Below are 18,036 nucleotides of genomic sequence, written 5' to 3' on the forward strand. Positions count from 1 at the left end.
GTTACTTCCTCTTCGACCTGGACAGCGTGCGGCGCAGCCGTGCGCTCACGCTGGGCTTCGGTTCCCGCAGGGGAGCCGTCGTGATCACGAGCCGGCCCTTGGTGTTGGTGTTCGCCGCCACGCGGTGGGGGTCGGTGCTCCCCCAGCGGCGTGCCAGCGGCATCGGCTGCCCTTCGGTGCGGACCGGGATCTCGTACGGGGAGCCCGCCACGTCCACGTACAGGCGGACGCCCCTCTTGGTGCGCGTGGGCTCCAGCGGGATACGGGCGGTCAGCAGGGTGCCGCCGTCCTCGGCCGGGCCGGCGGTGAGCGTACCGACGCGTTTCGGACGTGCGGCGTCCCCCGGAAGCCTGCGGGCGCCGGGCTTGTCGGCGCTCTGGGGCATGGCGCCATGAGCCAGGGCGACCACGGCCGAGGACGTGTCGCCGGTGATGCCGACGCGCAGCCTCACGACGCAGGACAGCTCCGTGCCGTGCTGCTCCCAGTCGGCCGACTCCAGCTTCGTGCCCGTCGCGAGCCGGCCGGCGACGGATTCGCCGAGCACTTCGTACTCCCTGTCGTCCAGGCCGACCGCGGGGTCCCGGAAGCCCGGGTACGCGGCGAAGGCGCGGTCGCCCTCGACGAGAAACGGCGGCGCCCCGTGCTCGGCCTCGTCCGTGATGGCACGGCACAGCTCTTCGACGGCACCGCGCCGGGCGAGAGCGAACCGGACGCGCCGCTTCACACCGGTGGCATCGCGCAGACCGTCGGTGAAGTAGGCGTCCAGAAGCTCGGCCAGGCCCTCGCACACCCGACGCCGGGTGCCGGCGTCGAGCAGGGGGAAGTCCTTCTGCAGAAGCTTGGACAGCTCCCACTCGAAGTGCCGCTTGAGGACGGCGTCCCGTCGCGGGCCCGCCTCGATCAGGCCGGCGGTGTGCCGCATGATCTGTGCGGTGCACCGGAGGCGGGCCAGATGGTCGGCCCGGTAGGTGATGTTGCTCGCGTCGCCGCGCTTGACCGCGTAGTAGCAGGTGTAGTCGGAGAGCACGGAGATTCTCCGGGCCCGTACGCATGCCTCGATGGTGAACGGCTGGTCGCTGCCGACCGGCAGGTCCTCGGGAAACCGGAGCCCGTGCTTCTCGACCAGCTCGCGGCGGAAGAGCTTGGTGTTCGCGAGTGTGTAGGGCAGGGCCGACTCGTAGAGGCTGATGTCGGGGTGGTTCCCGCTGTACAGCTTCTGATGGACGTACCGGCCGTTCGTGCCGACCATCTTCCCGATGACCACGTCGGAGTCGTGCTCGTCGGCGTAGGAGACCATGCGCTCCAGCGCCTCCTCGCCGAGGTAGTCGTCGGAGCCGATGAAGTAGACGAAGCGACCCGTGGCGATCTCCAGGGCGCGGTTGCTGGGAGCAGCCGGACCACCGGAGTTCTCCTGGTGGATGACCTTGACCGTGCCGGGATACAGCGCCGCGAACCGGTCCAGTTCCTGGCCGCTGCCGTCGGTGGAGCCGTCGTCCACGGCGATGACCTCGAGCCGCTCCCTGCCGATGCTCTGCCCCATGAGCGAGTTCAGGCACTCGGTGAGGTAGGGCATGGTGTTGTACACGGCAACGACGACCGTGACCGCCGGCTCGGTCAACTGGCCACCCCCGCCGAGGAAAGGTCCTCGTCCTTCAACGAGACCGAGAGCCCGGTCGACGCCGAACGCAGCACCGCCGCGGCCACCTCGACCGTACGAAGTCCCTGCCGCAGCGTGCAGATGTCGGCGGGCCCGCCCTTCACAGCATCGCGGAACAGCTCGTGCTCGACGAGCAGCGGCTCACGCTTGGGGATGGCGTACCGGATCATGTCGCCCTCGGAGACCCCGCGGAAGGCGCGCAGCGCCTCCCACTCGGTGGTGACCGCGGCGTTGGAGTGGAAGGTGAGGTCGGCGGTGAGGGTGTCGGCGATGAAGCAGCCGCGCTCGCCGGTGACCGAGGTGAAGCGCTCCTTGAGCGGGCTCAGCCAGTTGACCAGGTGGTTGACCATCGTGCCGTCGGACAGCTGGCCCACGGCGGAGACCATGTCCTCGTGCGGGCGGCCGGACTTGGAGACGGTGTGGGCGGCGATCGAAGTGTAGGCCTGACCGGTGACCCAGCCCGTCAGGTCGATGTCGTGGGTGGCCAGGTCCTTGACCACGCCGACGTCGGCGATCCGGTGCGGGAAGGGGCCCTGGCGGCGGGTGACGACCTGGTAGACGTCGCCCAGCTCGCCGGCCTCCAGGCGGGCGCGGAGCGAGAGCAGCGCCGGGTTGCAGCGCTCGATGTGGCCGACGCCGGCCACCAGGCCGCGCGACTCGAACGCGTCGACGAGGCGGCGGGCGCCCTCGACGGTGTCGGCGAGCGGCTTCTCGATCAGGGCGCTGACCCCGGCGTCGGCGAGCTGGAGGCCGACCTCCTCGTGCAGCGCGGTGGGGCAGGCCACGACGGCGTAGTCGATGCCGAGGGCGATGAGCTCCTCGACGGTGGACAGGACGGGAGCGCCCTGGGCCCAGCCGTTCTTGTCGCCCATCGGGTCGACGACGCCGACCAGTTCGACGCCGTCCAGGCTCGCGAGGACGCGGGCGTGGTGGCGGCCCATGGAGCCGAGGCCGACGAGTCCGGCCTTCAGTACGGCGGTCACAGGTTCTCCCCCAGCGAGTTCACGGCGGCGACGATCCGCTCCAGGTCACCCTCGGTGAGCGAGGGATGGACCGGCAGAGAGACGACCTCGGCGGCGGCCCGCTCGGTCTCGGGCAGGTCCCAGGTGCGGCCGGCCTTCTGGTCCGGCTCCCAGTAGGGCTTGAGCCGGTGGATCGGCGTCGGGTAGTAGACCGCGTTGCCGATGCCCGCCTCGGTGAGCTTCGCCATCGCCGCGTCCCGGTCGCCGCTGATCCGCACGGTGTACTGGTGGTACACGTGCCGGGCGCCCTCGGCCACCGGCGGCGTGGTGACGGCCGGGGCGGTGATGTGGGCGTCGAGGTACGCGGCGTTGGCGCGGCGCTGCTCGGTCCACGCCTCCACCTTGCCGAGCTGTACGCGGCCGACGGCGGCGGACACGTCGGTCATCCGCATGTTGGCGCCGACGATCTCGTTGGCGTACCGCTGCTCCATGCCCTGGTTGCGCAGGAGCCGCAGGGTACGGGCCAGTTCGGCGTCGGCCGTGGTGACCATGCCGCCCTCGAGGGAGTGCATGTTCTTGGTCGGGTAGAAGCTGAAGGTGCCGCCCGCGCCGAACGCGCCGACGGGGGTGCCGTTCAGCGCCGCGGCGTGGGCCTGGCAGGCGTCCTCGACGACGGCGAGCCGGTGCTTGTCGGCGATGGGCATGAGCTTGTCCATCGCGGCGGGGTGGCCGTAGAGGTGCACCGGCATGATCGCGGCGGTGCGCGGCGTGATCGCGGCTTCGACCGCGGCCGGGTCGAGGCCGAAGCTGCCCGGCTCGATGTCGGCGAACACCACGTCGGCGCCGACGAGGCGGACCGCGTTCGCGGAGGCGGCGAAGGAGAAGGAGGGGACGATCACCTCGTCTCCGGGGCCGATGCCCAGGGCGAGCAGCAGCAGGTGCAGCGCCGAGGTCCCCGAGTTGACGGCGACGCAGTGCCGGTCGTCGACCAGCCGGGAGAAGCCTTCCTCGAAGGCCGCGACCTCCGGGCCCTGCACGACGCGACCGCTGCGCAGCACGCGTACGGCGGCCTCGATCTCGTCTTCCCCGATGACCGGGCGGGCAGCAGGAATCGGCTGCTCGTTGATGCTCGTCATGAACGTCCTCCTTGAACACCGCAAGAGCTCGTTACCAGGCAGAGCTCCGAGGTGCGGGACGTCTTACCGAGGTCGCGCGTAACCCCACCGGCGCGATGCCGACGCCCTGCCGAGGAATCCGGCCCGGTCGGTATGTTCGCCGGGCCTTGTCACCAACCGTAGTTTTCGTGAAGAACGCTCACACGCATGGCAACCGTCGTCACATTATCAGGGATTTCTCAGCCCATTTCGGGCTCGTTAACCCGCTCTTGCATCAGTTCTGAAACAAAGCAGGTGTCCCGCCCCGATGTGCTCGGAGCGGGACACCTTTAGATGAACAACCGGTTACGCATTCACCGGTCGGCCGACGACTCGCCCTCCACGGAAGGCGCGGGAGCCGTTACGGACGGCGACGACTGCTCAGCGGCGACGGTCTTCTTCGTCGTCTTCTTCGCGGCCGTCTTGGCCGTCGTCTTCTTGGCGGCCGTCTTCTTCGCGACGGTCTTCTTGGCGGCCGTCTTCTTCGCGGGGGCCTTCTTGGCCGCGGCCTTGCGGGCCGCCTTCTTCGCCGGGGCCGGTTCCGCGGATTCGGATTCGGATTCCACCGTTCCGGATTCCGCGGCTCCCTGGGTGGCCCGGCCCTCGGATTCCGGGGCCTTCGCCTCGGGCGCCGAGGCGACCACGACGACCTCCGCGTCGTCCGACCCGGTGGGCGAGCCCGCCGGTGCGGTGACCTTGCGGGTCACCCGGCGCCGGGCGCGCGGCGGGGCGGCCGCCGGGGTTTCGGCCTCGGTGGCCTTCTCCTTCGGAGCCTCCGGAGCCTCGGGGGCCTCAGGGGCCGGCGTCTCGACGGCGGGCGCCTCGACGACCGGGTCCTCGACAGCGACCGGGTCCGTGGTGGGCTCGGCCGGGCGGACCGGCTCCGCGGCCTCGGACTGCTTCGGCGAACCCGCCGGAGCGGTCGCCTTACGGGTGGCCCGACGGCGCGGACGCCCCTGGGGCGCGGCCTCGACCGGAGCCTCGGGGACCTCGGCGGTCGCCGGGGCCTCCACAGCGGCAGCCTCGGCGGGCGCGTCGAGAACCGGCTCGGGCCGGGCCTCGACGGCGGGAGCCTCGACTGCCGGGGCGGACACCTCGGCCCTCGGAGCGCCGGCCGGGGCCGACGCCTTGCGGGAGGCCCGACGGCGGCCACGGCCGCGCGTGGCGGCGGCCTCCGCCTCGGCGGGGCTGCCGTAGAACTCCTCGTCGGCGGCCGGTTCCAGGTCCGCCAGGGACACCGGGGCGGCGACCTCCGCGGCCAGCTCGGCCTCGGACTCGGTCTCGGCGGGCTCGGCCGCGTGCTCGTCGTGGCCGTGCTCGTGGTCATGACCGTGCTCGTGGTCCTGGCCCGCGCCGCCGCGACCGCGCTTCTTGGACTTCTTGCCGCCACCGCCGCCGCCGACGGACGTCGGCTGCTCCATGTGGACGATGACGCCGCGCCCGTTGCAGTGGACGCAGGTCTCGGAGAAGGACTCCAGCAGACCCTGGCCCACCCGCTTGCGGGTCATCTGGACCAGGCCCAGCGAGGTGACCTCGGCGACCTGGTGCTTGGTGCGGTCGCGGCCCAGGCACTCCAGGAGCCGGCGCAGCACCAGGTCCCGGTTGGACTCCAGCACCATGTCGATGAAGTCGACGACGACGATGCCGCCGAGGTCGCGCAGCCGCAGCTGGCGCACGATCTCCTCGGCCGCCTCCAGGTTGTTCCTGGTGACGGTCTCCTCCAGGTTGCCGCCCTGGCCGGTGAACTTGCCGGTGTTGACGTCGACGACGATCATCGCCTCGGTCTTGTCGATCACCAGCGAACCGCCGCTGGGCAGGTAGACCTTGCGGTCCAGCGCCTTCATCAGCTGCTCGTCGATGCGGTACGTCGCGAAGACGTCGACCTCGGAGGTCCAGCGGGAGAGCCGCTCGGTGAGGTCGGGCGCGACGTGCGAGACGTAACCGTGGATGGTCTCCCACGCCTCGTCGCCGCTGACGATGACCTTGGAGAAGTCCTCGTTGAAGATGTCGCGGACGACCCGGACGGTCATGTCCGGCTCGCCGTAGAGCAGCGTCGGCGCGTTGGAGCCGCTGGTGCCCTTGGCCTTCCGCTGGATGTCCTCCCACTGCCCCTGGAGCCGCTCGACGTCACGGCGCAGCTCGTCCTCGCTCGCGCCCTCGGCGGCGGTGCGCACGATGACGCCGGCGTCCTCGGGGACGATCTTCTTGAGAATGGTCTTGAGGCGGGAGCGCTCGGTGTCGGGCAGCTTGCGGCTGATCCCGGTCATCGAGCCCTCGGGCACGTAGACGAGGTAGCGGCCGGGCAGCGAGACCTGGCTGGTCAGACGCGCGCCCTTGTGGCCGATCGGGTCCTTGGTCACCTGGACGAGGACCGACTGACCGGACTTGAGCGCGGTCTCGATGCGGCGCGGCCCGTGGGCCATGCCGAGCGCCTCGAAGTTGACCTCACCGGCGTACAGGACGGCGTTGCGGCCCTTGCCGATGTCGACGAAGGCGGCCTCCATGGACGGCAGCACGTTCTGGACCTTGCCCAGGTAGACGTTGCCGACGTAGCTGGTGGCCTGCTCCTTGTTGACGTAGTGCTCGACGAGCACGTTGTCCTCGAGGACGCCGATCTGGGTGCGCTCGCCGCTCTGGCGGACGACCATCACGCGCTCGACGGCCTCGCGGCGGGCGAGGAACTCCGCCTCGGTGATGATCGGGACCCGGCGGCGGCCCTGCTCGCGACCCTCGCGGCGGCGCTGCTTCTTGGCCTCCATACGGGTCGAGCCCTTGATGGACTGGACCTCGTCGAAGCCGGTGCCCGGCTCGCGCTCCTCCTTCTTGCGGGGCTCGCGGACCTTGACGACCGTACGCTCCGGGTCGTCGGTGGTGCCGTGGTCGGCCTCGGCGGCGGCGTCACCGCTGCGGCGACGGCGACGGCGGCGACGGCGGCTGCTGCTCGATCCGGAGGCCGAGGAGTCGTCGTCCTCGTCCTGCTCGTCGGCGTCCGGGGCCTGGCTCCGGCCCCGGTCCCGCTCGTCCTCGGAGCGGGGCTCCTCGGCGCGGGACGGCGCGGGCGCCTCGTCGGCGTGCTGCTCGTCGTCCGTGTCGTTGGCCTCGCCACGACGGCGGCGACGGCCGCCACGGCGGCGACGGCGCGAGGGGCGGTCGCCGTACTCGTCGGTGTCCTCGCCCTCGTGCTCGTCCGCCTCGGCCTCGGGGGCCTCGTCGGCGGGCTGCTCGGAAGGCGTCTCCACGGGAGCGGCGGGCTCGGCGGCCTGCTCGGTCACGTCGGCCTCGCCACGGCGGCGGCGACGGCGGCGCGAGCCGCCCTGCGGCGCGGCCTCGGCGGGCGGGGCGCTCTCGACCTCGGCGGTCTGCTGCTCCTCGACCTCGTCGGCCTCGTCGGGCGCCGAGGGGGAACCGGCCGCGGCAGCGGCGGCGGCCGCGGTCTCGGGGGTCTGGAACATCGGCTCGGCGAAGACCGGGGCCTGGAAGACGGCGACGGCGGGGCGCGTCGCGCGCCGGCCCTTGCGGGTCGGCTCCTCGGGCTGGGTGGTGAACTCGGGGCGACCGGCGGCTGCGGTGGCCCGGCGGCGCTGGCGTCCGCGCGGGGCGGCCTCCTCGACCTCCTCCACCTCGGCGGCGAGCTCCTCGGCGACGGCGGCGGGCAGGCTCTCGCCGGCCTCGACGGGCTCCGCAGGGGTCTCGACGGGCTCGGCGGCCGGCTGCGGCGTACCGGCGGGCGCGGACGCCTTCCGGGACGCGCGGCGGCGGGCGCGCGGGGCCGGGGTCTCCTCGACGGCCTCCGCCTGGGCCGCGGGGGCCTCGGCGGCGACGGGCGCCGGCTCGGTCACCGTCTCGGCGACGGGCGCGGCGGCTCCCGGCGTACCGGCCGGGGCCGAAGCACGGCGGCGGGCACGGCCGCGAGGGGCCTCGGCGGGCTCCGGCCCGACGACGGCAGCGGCGGGCTGGACCACGGCGGCGGGCTCGGCGGCGACGGCCGGCTCGACCACGACGGCTGCCTCGGCCGCTACCGGGGCGCCCGCGGGGGCGGTGGCCTTGCGGGAGGCGCGCCGGCGGCGGGGCGCCGGGGGCTCCTCGACGACCTCGACGACGGCCTCGGCCTCTTCCTCGGGCTCGGCCTCCTCGGCGGGCGCTACCGGAGTCTCGACGACCGGGGCCACGGTCTCGGCGGCCTCCGGCGCACCGGCCGGGGCGGTCGCCTTGCGGACCGCGCGGCGGCGGGCGCGCGGCGCGGGTGCGGCGGGCTCCTCCTCGGCGGCGGTCGGTGCGGGGGCCTCGGCGACCGGGGCGGGTTCGGTGTTCTCCACCGGCTCCGGGGCTCCGGCGGGCGCGGTGGCCTTGCGCACGGCGCGTCGGCGCGCACGGGCGGGCGGGGCGGTCTCGACGACCGTTTCGCCGGGCGTGTCGTCCGCGGCCGGGGCGGCGGACCCGTCGGCCGGTATGGCCGGCGTGACGTCCTCGGCGGGGGCCGCGGTCGCACCGGGCGGGCCCGCCGGGCGGGAAGCGGCGCGGCGCCTGCGGCGCGGCGGCAGCTTGTCCCCGGGGGCGTTCTCTTCGTTGTTCCCGGTCGTGCCGGGTTCGTTCGGCTGAGGCATGCGGGCGGTTCTCCCGTCGTGCTCCCGGGCGCCGCGTCTGGATTCCGGTCCGGCACGGTCCGCAGTGGTGCGATACCGCCGTCCGGGGCGCGGGCGCCGCACGGGAACTGATGTCTGGCTCGCCGGTTCCGTATGCGGTGTGCCTACGGCCTGGCGAAAGTCTTATGGGTCAGTGCGCGGCCCGACCCAGGTGGCTCCCGAGTCGGAGGGCTGCGCTACAACGACCGCCTTACGCGGAACCCGCGCCTTCCGGCGCCGTCGCGACGGCTGCCCCGGCGACCGCGGAACGCGCGGTCGGGGCGGCCTCGCGGTCAGGCGCGAGAGGGTCGGTCACCGTGCCGGACTCCTCGTCGAAGAGCCCCTGCGCCAGCCTCGTCACCGCGGCGGGGACGGTTCCCCAAGCTCTCGGCTGCGCTCGAACAGGGGAGACCTCATCCGCCAGGTCGGCCACAGCTCGGAGACCGGACAGGACGTCGTCGGGTCGCACGGCAGGTGTCACGTGCCGAACAACCAGGCGCAGTATCGCACAGGGCCGCTCGACCGGCCTATCGGCCGGAGCGTCGACGACCCGCAGGTCGGCGACGGCGGCGCGGGCGTCGAACGTCCGGATGCCGTTCTTCGCCTTGCGCTGGACCTCCACGGCCCCGGCGTCGTTGAACGCGGCCACGGCGGTGCGGACGTCCTCGGGATCGACGCCGTCCAGGCGCATCTCCCAGACGGACGCGGTGAGCCGCTCGGCCAGGCCCGAGGTGCGGGCCTCCACCGCGTCGATGATGTCGAGGCCGTCCGGCATCGACGCGTCGAGCAGTCCGCGCAGGACCTCGGGGTCCCGCGCCTCGGTGAGGGCGATCTCCAGGAACTCCGCCTCACTGCCCGTGCCGGTGGGTGCGGCATTGGCGTAGGAGACCTTGGGGTGGGGCGTGAAGCCCGCCGAGTACGCCATCGGCACCTCGGAGCGGCGCAGTGCCCGCTCGAAGGCCCGCTGGAAGTCTCGGTGGCTGGTGAACCGGAGGCGGCCGCGCTTGGTGTAGCGCAGGCGGATGCGCTGCACTGCCGGTGCGGGCGGCGGGCCTTCGGGCTGTCGCTTGCCCAGTGGTTCTTCTCCTCGGTGCGGGGCGGGCGCGGTGGCGCGCCGCCCACGAGATGCGGGTGACCCCCGGGTGCCGGTCCGGCTCACCCCCGTTCGACGAGTTTCTCGCCGAGCAGAGGGGTCTCGGACGCCTGCGCCGCGCTGGGGACAGTCGTTGTACTACCCAGAGTACGCGCAGGGATCCCCACCGGTTCCCGGGACCGTGCGCCGTCCGTGGAGCCGACCAGTGCCCGCCGGGCGTCGCGGCGCGCCTGGCGCACGCTTTCCCTGGCGGTCGCGAGGGCCGCGCGGGCGGCCCGCCGCGCCTCGGCGGCGGCGCGGCGGGCCGGGGCCCACACGGAGTCGCGCGGAAAGTGCCGGACAGGGGTGCGCGGGGTGCGGTACGTCCAGGAGACGGGCGCGACGAGCAGCGTCATGACCAGCCACGCTGGGGCCCGGCCGACGGCCCGGGAGACGTACCCGGCGAGCCGCCGGGCGACCTCGAACGCGGCGGCGATCTCCCGGCCGACCGGGCGAGCACGCGACGGTACGTCCAGGAGGCGGCCTTGCCCAGCGGTGTGAGGACTCAGGTGTACAGCCAGGTCAGCGGGGTCGGGACGAGGGCGTCGAGGAGCCGTGCCGGGGTCCGGCCGAGCGGGCGCAGCAGGGTGCGGTCGGCGGCGTGCCAGTGGGCGGTGAGTGCGTCCCAGACGATGCGGACGGGCAGGACGAGCACGACGGCCACGATCCGCACCGGGATCCTGATGAGCGTGGTCAGGACGGCTTCGCCTGGCTCGTATCCCTGGGGAGCCTGGTGCTTGCCGTGGTCCATGCCGTCAGGGACGCGACAGGCCCGGCCCGGGGTTGCCGGGCCGGGCCTGCGGGCCGTTCGGGGACGCGCTACTTGTTGACGACGCTGAGCGGCAGGAGCTTCTTGCCGGTCGGGCCGATCTGGATGTCCAGGTCGAGCTGCGGGCAGACGCCGCAGTCGAAGCAGGGGGTCCAGCGGCAGTCCTCGACCTCGGTCTCGTCGAGCGCGTCCTGCCAGTCCTCCCAGAGCCAGTCCTTGTCCAGACCGGAGTCGAGGTGGTCCCAGGGCAGGACCTCCTCGTAGGTGCGCTCGCGGGTGGTGAACCAGTCGACGTCGACCCCGAACTCGGGCAGCGTCTTCTCGGCGCAGTTCATCCAGAGGTCGTAGCTGAAGTGCTCGCGCCAGCCGTCGAAGCGGCCGCCGGACTCGTAGACCGCGCGGATGACGGAGCCGACGCGGCGGTCGCCGCGCGAGAGGAGGCCCTCGACGATGCCGGGCTTGCCGTCGTGATAGCGGAAGCCGATGGAGCGGCCGTACTTCTTGTCGCCGCGGATCTTGTCGCGGAGCTTCTTCAGCCGGGCGTCGGTGTCCTCGGCGCTGAGCTGCGGGGCCCACTGGAAGGGGGTGTGCGGCTTGGGCACGAAGCCGCCGATGGAGACCGTGGCGCGGATGTCGTTCTGGCCGGAGACCTCGCGGCCCTTGGCGATGACGTTGACCGCCATGTCGCCGATCTGGAGGACGTCCTCGTCGGTCTCGGTGGGCAGGCCGCACATGAAGTACAGCTTCACCTGGCGCCAGCCGTTGCCGTACGCGGTGGCGACCGTCCGGATCAGGTCCTCCTCCGAGACCATCTTGTTGATGACCTTGCGCATGCGTTCGGAGCCGCCCTCGGGGGCGAAGGTGAGGCCCGAGCGGCGGCCGTTGCGGGTCAGCTCGTTGGCCAGGTCGACGTTGAACGCGTCGACGCGGGTCGAGGGCAGCGAGAGGCCGACCTTGTCCTCGGTGTAGCGGTCGGCGAGACCCTTGGCGATGTCGCCGATCTCGCTGTGGTCGGCGGAGGAGAGCGAGAGCAGGCCGACCTCCTCGAAGCCGGTCGCCTTGAGGCCCTTCTCGACCATCTCGCCGATGCCGGTGATGCTTCGCTCCCGCACGGGGCGCGTGATCATGCCGGCCTGGCAGAAACGACAGCCGCGGGTGCAGCCGCGGAAGATCTCCACGGACATCCGCTCGTGCACGGTCTCCGCGAGCGGGACGAGCGGCTGCTTGGGGTAGGGCCACTCGTCGAGGTCCATCACCGTGTGCTTGGAGACCCGCCACGGCACGCCGGAGCGGTTGGGCACGACGCGGCCGATGCGGCCGTCGGGGAGGTACTCGACGTCGTAGAACCGCGGGACGTAGACCCCGCCGGTCTTCGACAGCCGGAAGAGCACCTCGTCACGGCCGCCGGGGCGGCCCTCGGCCTTCCAGGCGCGGATGATCTCGGTGATCTCCAGGACGGCCTGCTCGCCGTCGCCGACGACCGCGCAGTCGATGAAGTCCGCGATCGGCTCGGGGTTGAACGCGGCGTGGCCGCCCGCGAGGACGATCGGGTGATCGACGGTGCGGTCCTTGGACTCCAGCGGGATGCCCGCGAGGTCCAGGGCGGTGAGCATGTTGGTGTAGCCCAGCTCGGTGGAGAAGCTCAGCCCGAAGACGTCGAACGCGCCGACGGGGCGGTGGCTGTCCACGGTGAACTGCGGCACGTTGTGCTCGCGCATCAGCGCTTCGAGGTCGGGCCAGACGCTGTACGTGCGCTCGGCGAGGACTCCTTCGCGCTCGTTGAGCACCTCGTAGAGGATCATGACGCCCTGGTTGGGGAGTCCGACCTCGTAGGCGTCGGGGTACATGAGGGTCCAGCGGACGTCGCAGCTGTCCCACTCCTTGACGGTGGAGTTCAGCTCACCGCCGACGTACTGGATGGGCTTCTGCACATGCGGGAGCAGAGCTTCGAGCTGTGGGAAGACCGATGCGGCAGACATCTCGCGAACCTTCGTGAGCCGGCAGGGGTGACCATCCAGCGTACCCCGGTACTCACGTCCCCAGATCCGCGAGCGGTCCGGGGGCACTGGCGCGGGCCCAGACCTGGGGCAGTTCGCGCTCCCGGGCCTCGGCCGCGGCCTCCTCCTGTCCGTACAGGAGCCCCCAGGTGAACGCGGTCTCCCCCGCCGCGTGCGCCTGGATCGCCAGCGCGCGCAGGGCCTCGCGGGCGACGACGCTGTCCTGGTGGTCGCCGAGGACGGTCTGTACGGCCTTCACGCGCTTGGCGAAGCGCTTGGCGGGCTTGCCGAGCGCGGGGCGCGCCGCCTCGCCGGCGTACCGGGCGCGTTTGGCGGCCTTGCGGGCCTCGTGCAGCGCGGTGTCCCGCTCGGGGCCCGGCGGTTGCTCCAGAGCGTGGCTCATACGGCGCGCGAGCTTCTTGTAGTCCTTGAGCACCGCCTTGGGCAGGGCCTTGTCGGGTGCGCGGCCGGCGGCGGGGCGCAGGGGCGGGTCGGCGCTCAGTGCGTCGAGGGCGTCCAGGAGGTCCAGATACCGCTTTCCGTCGAGTACGTCGATGATCCTGCGGCGCGATCCGGTGCGGCGGGCGGCCGACCAGGCGCGGAGGCGGCCGCGCACCGGGCCGAGGGTCAGGGTGGCGGGCAGGGCCTCCACGCGGGTGCCGAGGCGTTCGTCCAGGACCTCCTGGTCGCGGTCGAGGCCCAGTTCGGCGGCGAGCCACTTGAGCTCCGCGCCGAGGGGGTCGGTGACCTCGCGGTCGAGGAGCCTCCGGTGGGTCTTGAAGGTGCTGCGCAGCCTGCGGGTGGCGACGCGCATCTTGTGCACGGAGTCGGGCAGATCGCGGCGGACGGCGGGGTCGAGGCGGACGATCGTGGAGATCTGCTTCCGTACGTAGGCGAGGACGTGGTCGCCCGCGGTGCGCGGCGCGTCCTTCTCCCGCCCTGCCCCGTCCCGTGCGGGGGTCGTCTCCGCCAGCGCCCGGGCGAGCTTCGAGGGTGACTCCGCGGGGCGCACCCCCGCCTTGCGCAGCCGCTTCTCGACGGCGTCCAGGATCGTGGGGTCGCCGTCGTCGGCCAGCTCGACCTCGATCTCGGTCCAGGTGGCGGTGGCGCCGCTCCCCTCCCCCGCGAGGCGTTCCGCGAGCACCTTGTCGACGCTGACTTCGGCGAGGAGGGCCCCGTCGGCGGCCAGCAGGTGGTGGACGTCCCGGGAGGAGAGCAGCCGGACGACGGGGGTGATCTCCGCGTGGCGGGCCCGGGAGCGGAGCAGGGCCGCCAGCGAGGGCGGCACGGCGTCGGAGAGCGGTTCGTGGATCTCGTCCCGGACGCCGACGGCGACGGGGAACTTCGCGTGCCAGCCCTCGTCCGCCCCGCCGGTCCTGCGGCGCAGGGTGAGGGAGTCGGCGGCGAGGCGGAGGTCGGCGGTGTCGTAGTAGACGGCGTCGAGCTCGGTCACACCGCGGTGGACCGTCCGGTCGACCCCGGCCGCCCGGGTCAGGTCGGGCAGCCGGGTGTCGTCGGTGGCTTCGTACTTCCGCTCTATCTCGCGCTTGGTGTCCGCCATGTAGGGACACCTACCCGGCGTGCGCCGGGTTCAGGCGGACATCGGCCGTTGGACCCGGATGGACTGCAAGAGACCGATCGCCACCCAGACGGCGAACATCGAGGATCCGCCGTAGGAGACGAAGGGCAGCGGCAGCCCGGCGACGGGCATGATGCCGAGCGTCATGCCGATGTTCTCGAAGGACTGGAAGGCGAACCAGGCGATGATCCCGGCGGCGACGACCGTGCCGTACAGCTCGGTGGTCTCGCGGGCGATCCGGCAGGCGCGCCACAGGACGACGCCCAGGAGCACGATGATCAGCCCCGCGCCGAGGAAGCCCAGTTCCTCGCCGGCGACGGTGAAGACGAAGTCGGTCTGCTGCTCGGGCACGAACTGGCCGGTGGTCTGGGTGCCTTCGAAGAGGCCGGTGCCGGTGAGTCCGCCGGAGCCGATCGCGATGCGGGCCTGGTTGGTGTTGTAGCCGACGCCCGCCGGGTCGAGCGCGGGGTTGGCGAAGGCGGCGAACCGGGCGATCTGGTAGTCGTCGAGCAGACCGAGCTGCCAGATGGCGACGGCCCCGCCCACGCCCGCGCCGAGGAGGCCGAAGACCCAGCGGTTGGAGGCGCCGGAGGCCAGCAGGACGCCGAGGACGATGACGGCCATGACCATCACCGAACCGAGGTCCGGCATCAGCATGACGATGGCCATGGGGATGGCGGCGAGGCCCAGCGCCTTGGCGACGGTCCGGTGGTCGGGGTGGACCTGGTCGCCCGCGTCGACACGGGCCGCCAGCAGCATCGCCATCACGAGGATGATGGTGATCTTCGTGAACTCGGAGGGCTGGATCGAGAAGCCGGCGGGGAGCTTGATCCACGCGTGGGCGCCGTTGACCGTGGTGCCGAGCGGGGTGAGGACCGCCAGGACCAGCAGCACGGAGATGCCGTAGAGGACCGGGACGGCCCCGCGCAGCGTGCGGTGGCCGAGCCAGATCGTGCCGATCATCAGGGCGAGGCCGATGCCGGTGTTGAGGGCGTGCCTCAGGAGGAAGAAGTACGGGTCGCCCTGGGTGAGGTGGTCGCGGTTGCGGGTCGCGGACCACACGAGCAGCGCGCCGAGGAACGAGAGCGCGAGCGCCGCCCCGAGCAACGGCCAGTCCAGCCGCCGCGCGAGGGAGTCGCGGGCGGTCAGCTTGGCCCAGGAGCCCTCGTCGGGGCCGTAGCGGGAGACGGAGAATCCACCTGCCATCAGGGCTGCCTCCCGTTCGACGCCGGCGATCCGGTGAGTCCGGGCTGGCCTCCGGGCGGCAGGGGCAACTGGGGTTCCTGTCCGCCCGGCTGTTCCTGGGGCTCGGCCGGAGTGGGGTCGTAGGGCTTGACCTTCGGCGCGTAGATCGAGCCGTCGGGCTGGATCTTCGGCAGCGCCTTCTGGGGCTTCGGCAGCAGGGCCTTCTTCTTGTCCTGGTTGCCCTCGGCGTCGAGTCCGTAGAGCGCGTTGTAGATGTTGCGGACGGCGGGCCCGGCGGAGCCGGAGCCGGTGCCGCCCTGGGAGATCGTCATGACGATCGTGTAGTCGTCGGTGTAGGTCGCGAACCATCCGGTGGTCTGCTTGCCGTACACCTGGGCGGTACCGGTCTTGGCGCGCATCGGGATCTTGTCCTGCGGCCAGCCGCCGAACCGCCAGGCGGCGGTGCCGCCGGGCTCGACCACCGAGCGCAGCCCCTTGTCGAGGTCCTTGATGGTCTGGGCCTTGACCGGCAGCTTGCCGCCGACCTTGGGCTTGATCTCCTGGACGGTCTTGCCGTCGGGGCTGATCACGGCCTTGCCGACGGTGGGCTCGTGGAGGGTGCCGCCGTTGCTGATGGCGGCGTAGGCGGTGGCCATCTGGATGGGCGTGACGAGCACGTCACCCTGGCCGATCGAGTAGTTGATGCTGTCGTAGGCCTTGAGCTGGTTGCCCTCGAGGCAGCTCTCGTACGCGATCTGCTGGACGTAGGTGCCGCCCTTCTTGCCCTCCTTGCACCAGGCGTCCTTGTTGGCCGCCCAGAAGTCCTGCTTCCACTGGCGGTCCGGGATGCGGCCCTTGACCTCGTTGGGCAGGTCGATGCCGGTCTCGGAGCCGAGCCCGAAGTCGCGGGCGGTGCGGTAGAACCAGTCCTTGGCGTCCTTCTTCGGCTTTATGCCGCCGTCCTTCGCCCACTCCTCGTGGCCGAGACGGTAGAAGACGGTGTTGCAGGAGTACTTGAGCGCGTCGCCGAGGGTGATGGGGCCGTGGCCCTGGGACTCGAAGTTGGCGAAGGTCTGGCTGCCCAGGCTGTAGGAGCTGCTGCACTGGTAGAGGTCGTCGAAGGCGTGGCCGGCGCGCACGGCGGCGCTGGCGGAGACCACCTTGAAGATCGAGCCGGCGGGGGCCTGACCCTGGATGGCCCGGTTGAGCAGCGGGTAATTGGACTTCTTGCTCGTGAGCTTGGCGTACTGCTTGCCGGAGATACCGCCGACCCAGGCGTTGGGGTCGTAGTCGGGCTGGGAGGCCATCGACACGATGCGGCCCGTCTTGGACTCCATCACGACGACGGCGCCGGAGTCGGCCTCGTACTTCCGGCCGGTGATCTTGTCGGTCTCGCCGCGGACCAGCTTCATCGCGGCGGCCAGCTCGTGCTCGGCCACCGCCTGGACGCGGGCGTCGAGGCTGGTGACGAGGGTGGAGCCGGAGACCGCCGGGTCGTTCTCCGCCTCGCCCATGACGCGGCCGAGGTTGTCGACCTCGTAGCGGGTGACGCCCGCCTTGCCGCGCAGCTCCTTGTCGTACGTGCGCTCCAGGCCGGAGCGGCCGACCTGGTCGGAGCGGAGGTAGGGCGACGGGCCGTCCTGCGCCTTCTGGATCTCCTCGTCGGTGACGGGCGAGAGGTAGCCGAGGACCTGTGCGGTCTTCGCCTTGCCGGGTGCGGCGTAGCGGCGTACGGCGGTGGGTTCGGCGGTGATGCCGGGGAAGTCCTCGGCGCGCTCGCGGATCTGGAGGGCCTGCTGGGTGGTGGCCTCGTCGGTGACCGGGATCGGCTGGTACGGCGATCCGTTCCAGCAGGGCTGGGGGGTCTTGGAGTCGCAGAGGCGGACCTTGTCCCGGACGTCGCTCGCCTTCATGTCCAGGACGTCGGCGAGGCGGGTGAGGACGCCGACTCCGTCGTCCTTCATCTTCAGCAGCTCGGTGCGGCTCGCGGAGACGACGAGGCGGGTCTCGTTGTCGGCGAGCGGGACACCGCGGGCGTCGAGGATCGAGCCGCGCACGGCGGGCTGGACGACCTGCTGCACGCCGTTGCCCGCGGCTTCGGCGGTGTACTCGTCGCCGTTGCGGATCTGGAGGTACCACAGCCGCCCGCCGAGGGTGAGCAGCAGCGAGAAGACGAGTACCTGGATGACGATGAGCCGGATCTGGACCCGCTGGGTCCGCCCGGTCTCGGGAATGTTGCTCACGCGGTGCCCCCGATGGTGGTCCTGCTGGGGGTACGGGGGTCGTCCCCCGGGAAACACGGCCTCACAGGCGCTTGACCCCCTTGATCCGGCCCGCGCGGGCGGCGCGGTTGCGGGCGGCCTTGACGCGCAGCCCGCCGCGCTGGTTGCCGATCCGCAGACCGGTGCCCGAGGCGAGCCAGCCGGCGGCGACGTCGTTGCCGCCGGACGAGGCCTCGGCGAGCGGATCGTTCTCGGTGCGTCTGGCCAGCGCCATGATCAGCGGCACCACGAAGGGCGCCAGCAGCAGATCGTAGATCGCGGCCGTGAACAGCAGGCTGCCCAGGCCCACATGGCGGGCGGCGGTGTCGCCGACGAGGGCGCCGACGCCCGCGTACAGCAGGGTCGAGCCGATCGCGGCGGCGACGACCACGGCCATCGGGGCGAAGGCGGACTTCAGTTGACCGTTCTCCGGCCGGGCCAGGCCCGCGAGGTAGCCGATGACGCAGAGCACCAGGGCGTAGCGTCCGGCGGCGTGGTCGGCGGGCGGGGCCAGGTCCGCGAGGAGGCCCGCGCCGAAGCCGATGAGGGAGCCGCTGACCGGCCCGTACACGAAGGCGAGGCCGAGGACGGTGAGGAGCAGCAGGTCGGGCACGGCCCCGGGGAGCTGGAGGCGGGCGAGGACGGAGACCTGGACGACGAGGGCGATGACGACCAGGACGATCGAGAGCAGAGTCCGGTTGATGCGCATGGGGATCAG

Annotated in this window: 10 protein-coding genes and 1 pseudogene; all 11 read right to left on the reverse strand. The window is 72.2% G+C overall.

Annotation, left to right across the window (positions count from 1 at the left end):
- Position 1: 1 nt before the first annotated feature.
- Complete coding sequence (locus ACH4RG_RS15250) at positions 2-1,618, reverse strand: glycosyltransferase family 2 protein (protein WP_397916824.1); 1,617 nt, start codon at positions 1,616-1,618, stop codon at positions 2-4.
- Positions 1,615-2,640 (reverse strand): Gfo/Idh/MocA family protein, encoded by a 1,026-nt coding sequence (locus ACH4RG_RS15255; protein ID WP_397916825.1) that lies wholly within the window; start codon positions 2,638-2,640, stop codon positions 1,615-1,617. Before ACH4RG_RS15255 ends, ACH4RG_RS15250 begins: the two co-directional genes overlap by 4 nt.
- Complete coding sequence (locus ACH4RG_RS15260) at positions 2,637-3,755, reverse strand: DegT/DnrJ/EryC1/StrS aminotransferase family protein (protein WP_012380986.1); 1,119 nt, start codon at positions 3,753-3,755, stop codon at positions 2,637-2,639. The genes ACH4RG_RS15255 and ACH4RG_RS15260 overlap by 4 nt, the downstream gene beginning before the upstream one ends.
- A 332-nt stretch (positions 3,756-4,087) precedes the next feature.
- Complete coding sequence (locus tag ACH4RG_RS15265; protein ID WP_398539649.1) at positions 4,088-8,377, reverse strand: Rne/Rng family ribonuclease; 4,290 nt, start codon at positions 8,375-8,377, stop codon at positions 4,088-4,090.
- A 229-nt stretch (positions 8,378-8,606) separates the two neighbouring features.
- Positions 8,607-9,428 carry a TIGR03936 family radical SAM-associated protein gene (locus ACH4RG_RS15270; protein ID WP_397928117.1) on the reverse strand — a complete coding sequence of 274 codons (822 nt, stop codon included), beginning with the start codon at positions 9,426-9,428 and terminating at the stop codon, positions 8,607-8,609.
- A 122-nt stretch (positions 9,429-9,550) separates the two neighbouring features.
- A pseudogene (locus tag ACH4RG_RS15275) lies at positions 9,551-10,278 on the reverse strand (hypothetical protein).
- A 68-nt stretch (positions 10,279-10,346) separates the two neighbouring features.
- Entirely contained in the window at positions 10,347-12,275 is a 1,929-nt protein-coding gene (locus tag ACH4RG_RS15280) for a TIGR03960 family B12-binding radical SAM protein (protein ID WP_398539650.1), read from the reverse strand.
- 52 nt (positions 12,276-12,327) lie between these two features.
- Positions 12,328-13,854 (reverse strand): CHAD domain-containing protein, encoded by a 1,527-nt coding sequence (locus ACH4RG_RS15285; RefSeq protein WP_398160674.1) that lies wholly within the window; start codon positions 13,852-13,854, stop codon positions 12,328-12,330.
- Between the two features lie 30 nt (positions 13,855-13,884).
- Positions 13,885-15,078 carry a rod shape-determining protein RodA gene (gene rodA, locus ACH4RG_RS15290; RefSeq protein ID WP_397916831.1) on the reverse strand — a complete coding sequence of 398 codons (1,194 nt, stop codon included), beginning with the start codon at positions 15,076-15,078 and terminating at the stop codon, positions 13,885-13,887.
- Positions 15,078-17,300 carry a penicillin-binding protein 2 gene (mrdA, locus tag ACH4RG_RS15295; RefSeq protein ID WP_397916832.1) on the reverse strand — a complete coding sequence of 741 codons (2,223 nt, stop codon included), beginning with the start codon at positions 17,298-17,300 and terminating at the stop codon, positions 15,078-15,080. Before mrdA ends, rodA begins: the two co-directional genes overlap by 1 nt.
- A gap of 61 nt (positions 17,301-17,361) precedes the next feature.
- Positions 17,362-18,027: a rod shape-determining protein MreD gene (gene mreD / locus ACH4RG_RS15300; RefSeq protein WP_397916833.1), complete on the reverse strand. Its 666-nt coding sequence runs from the start codon at positions 18,025-18,027 to the stop codon at positions 17,362-17,364.
- Positions 18,028-18,036 lie beyond the last annotated feature (9 nt).

It is taken from the genome of Streptomyces sp. NPDC021019 (genome assembly GCF_044333295.1).
Lineage (GTDB): Bacteria > Actinomycetota > Actinomycetes > Streptomycetales > Streptomycetaceae > Streptomyces.

What these genes read in the sequence shown, in the direction of transcription:
- ACH4RG_RS15260 (WP_012380986.1), bottom strand. Translation starts at nt 3,755, where the DNA reads ATGACGAGCATCAACGAGCAGCCGATTCCTGCTGCCCGCCCGGTCATC.
- ACH4RG_RS15265 (WP_398539649.1), bottom strand. Translation starts at nt 8,377, where the DNA reads ATGCCTCAGCCGAACGAACCCGGCACGACCGGGAACAACGAAGAGAAC.
- ACH4RG_RS15280 (WP_398539650.1), bottom strand. Translation starts at nt 12,275, where the DNA reads ATGTCTGCCGCATCGGTCTTCCCACAGCTCGAAGCTCTGCTCCCGCAT.
- ACH4RG_RS15285 (WP_398160674.1), bottom strand. Translation starts at nt 13,854, where the DNA reads ATGGCGGACACCAAGCGCGAGATAGAGCGGAAGTACGAAGCCACCGAC.
- rodA (WP_397916831.1), bottom strand. Translation starts at nt 15,078, where the DNA reads ATGGCAGGTGGATTCTCCGTCTCCCGCTACGGCCCCGACGAGGGCTCC.
- mreD (WP_397916833.1), bottom strand. Translation starts at nt 18,027, where the DNA reads ATGCGCATCAACCGGACTCTGCTCTCGATCGTCCTGGTCGTCATCGCC.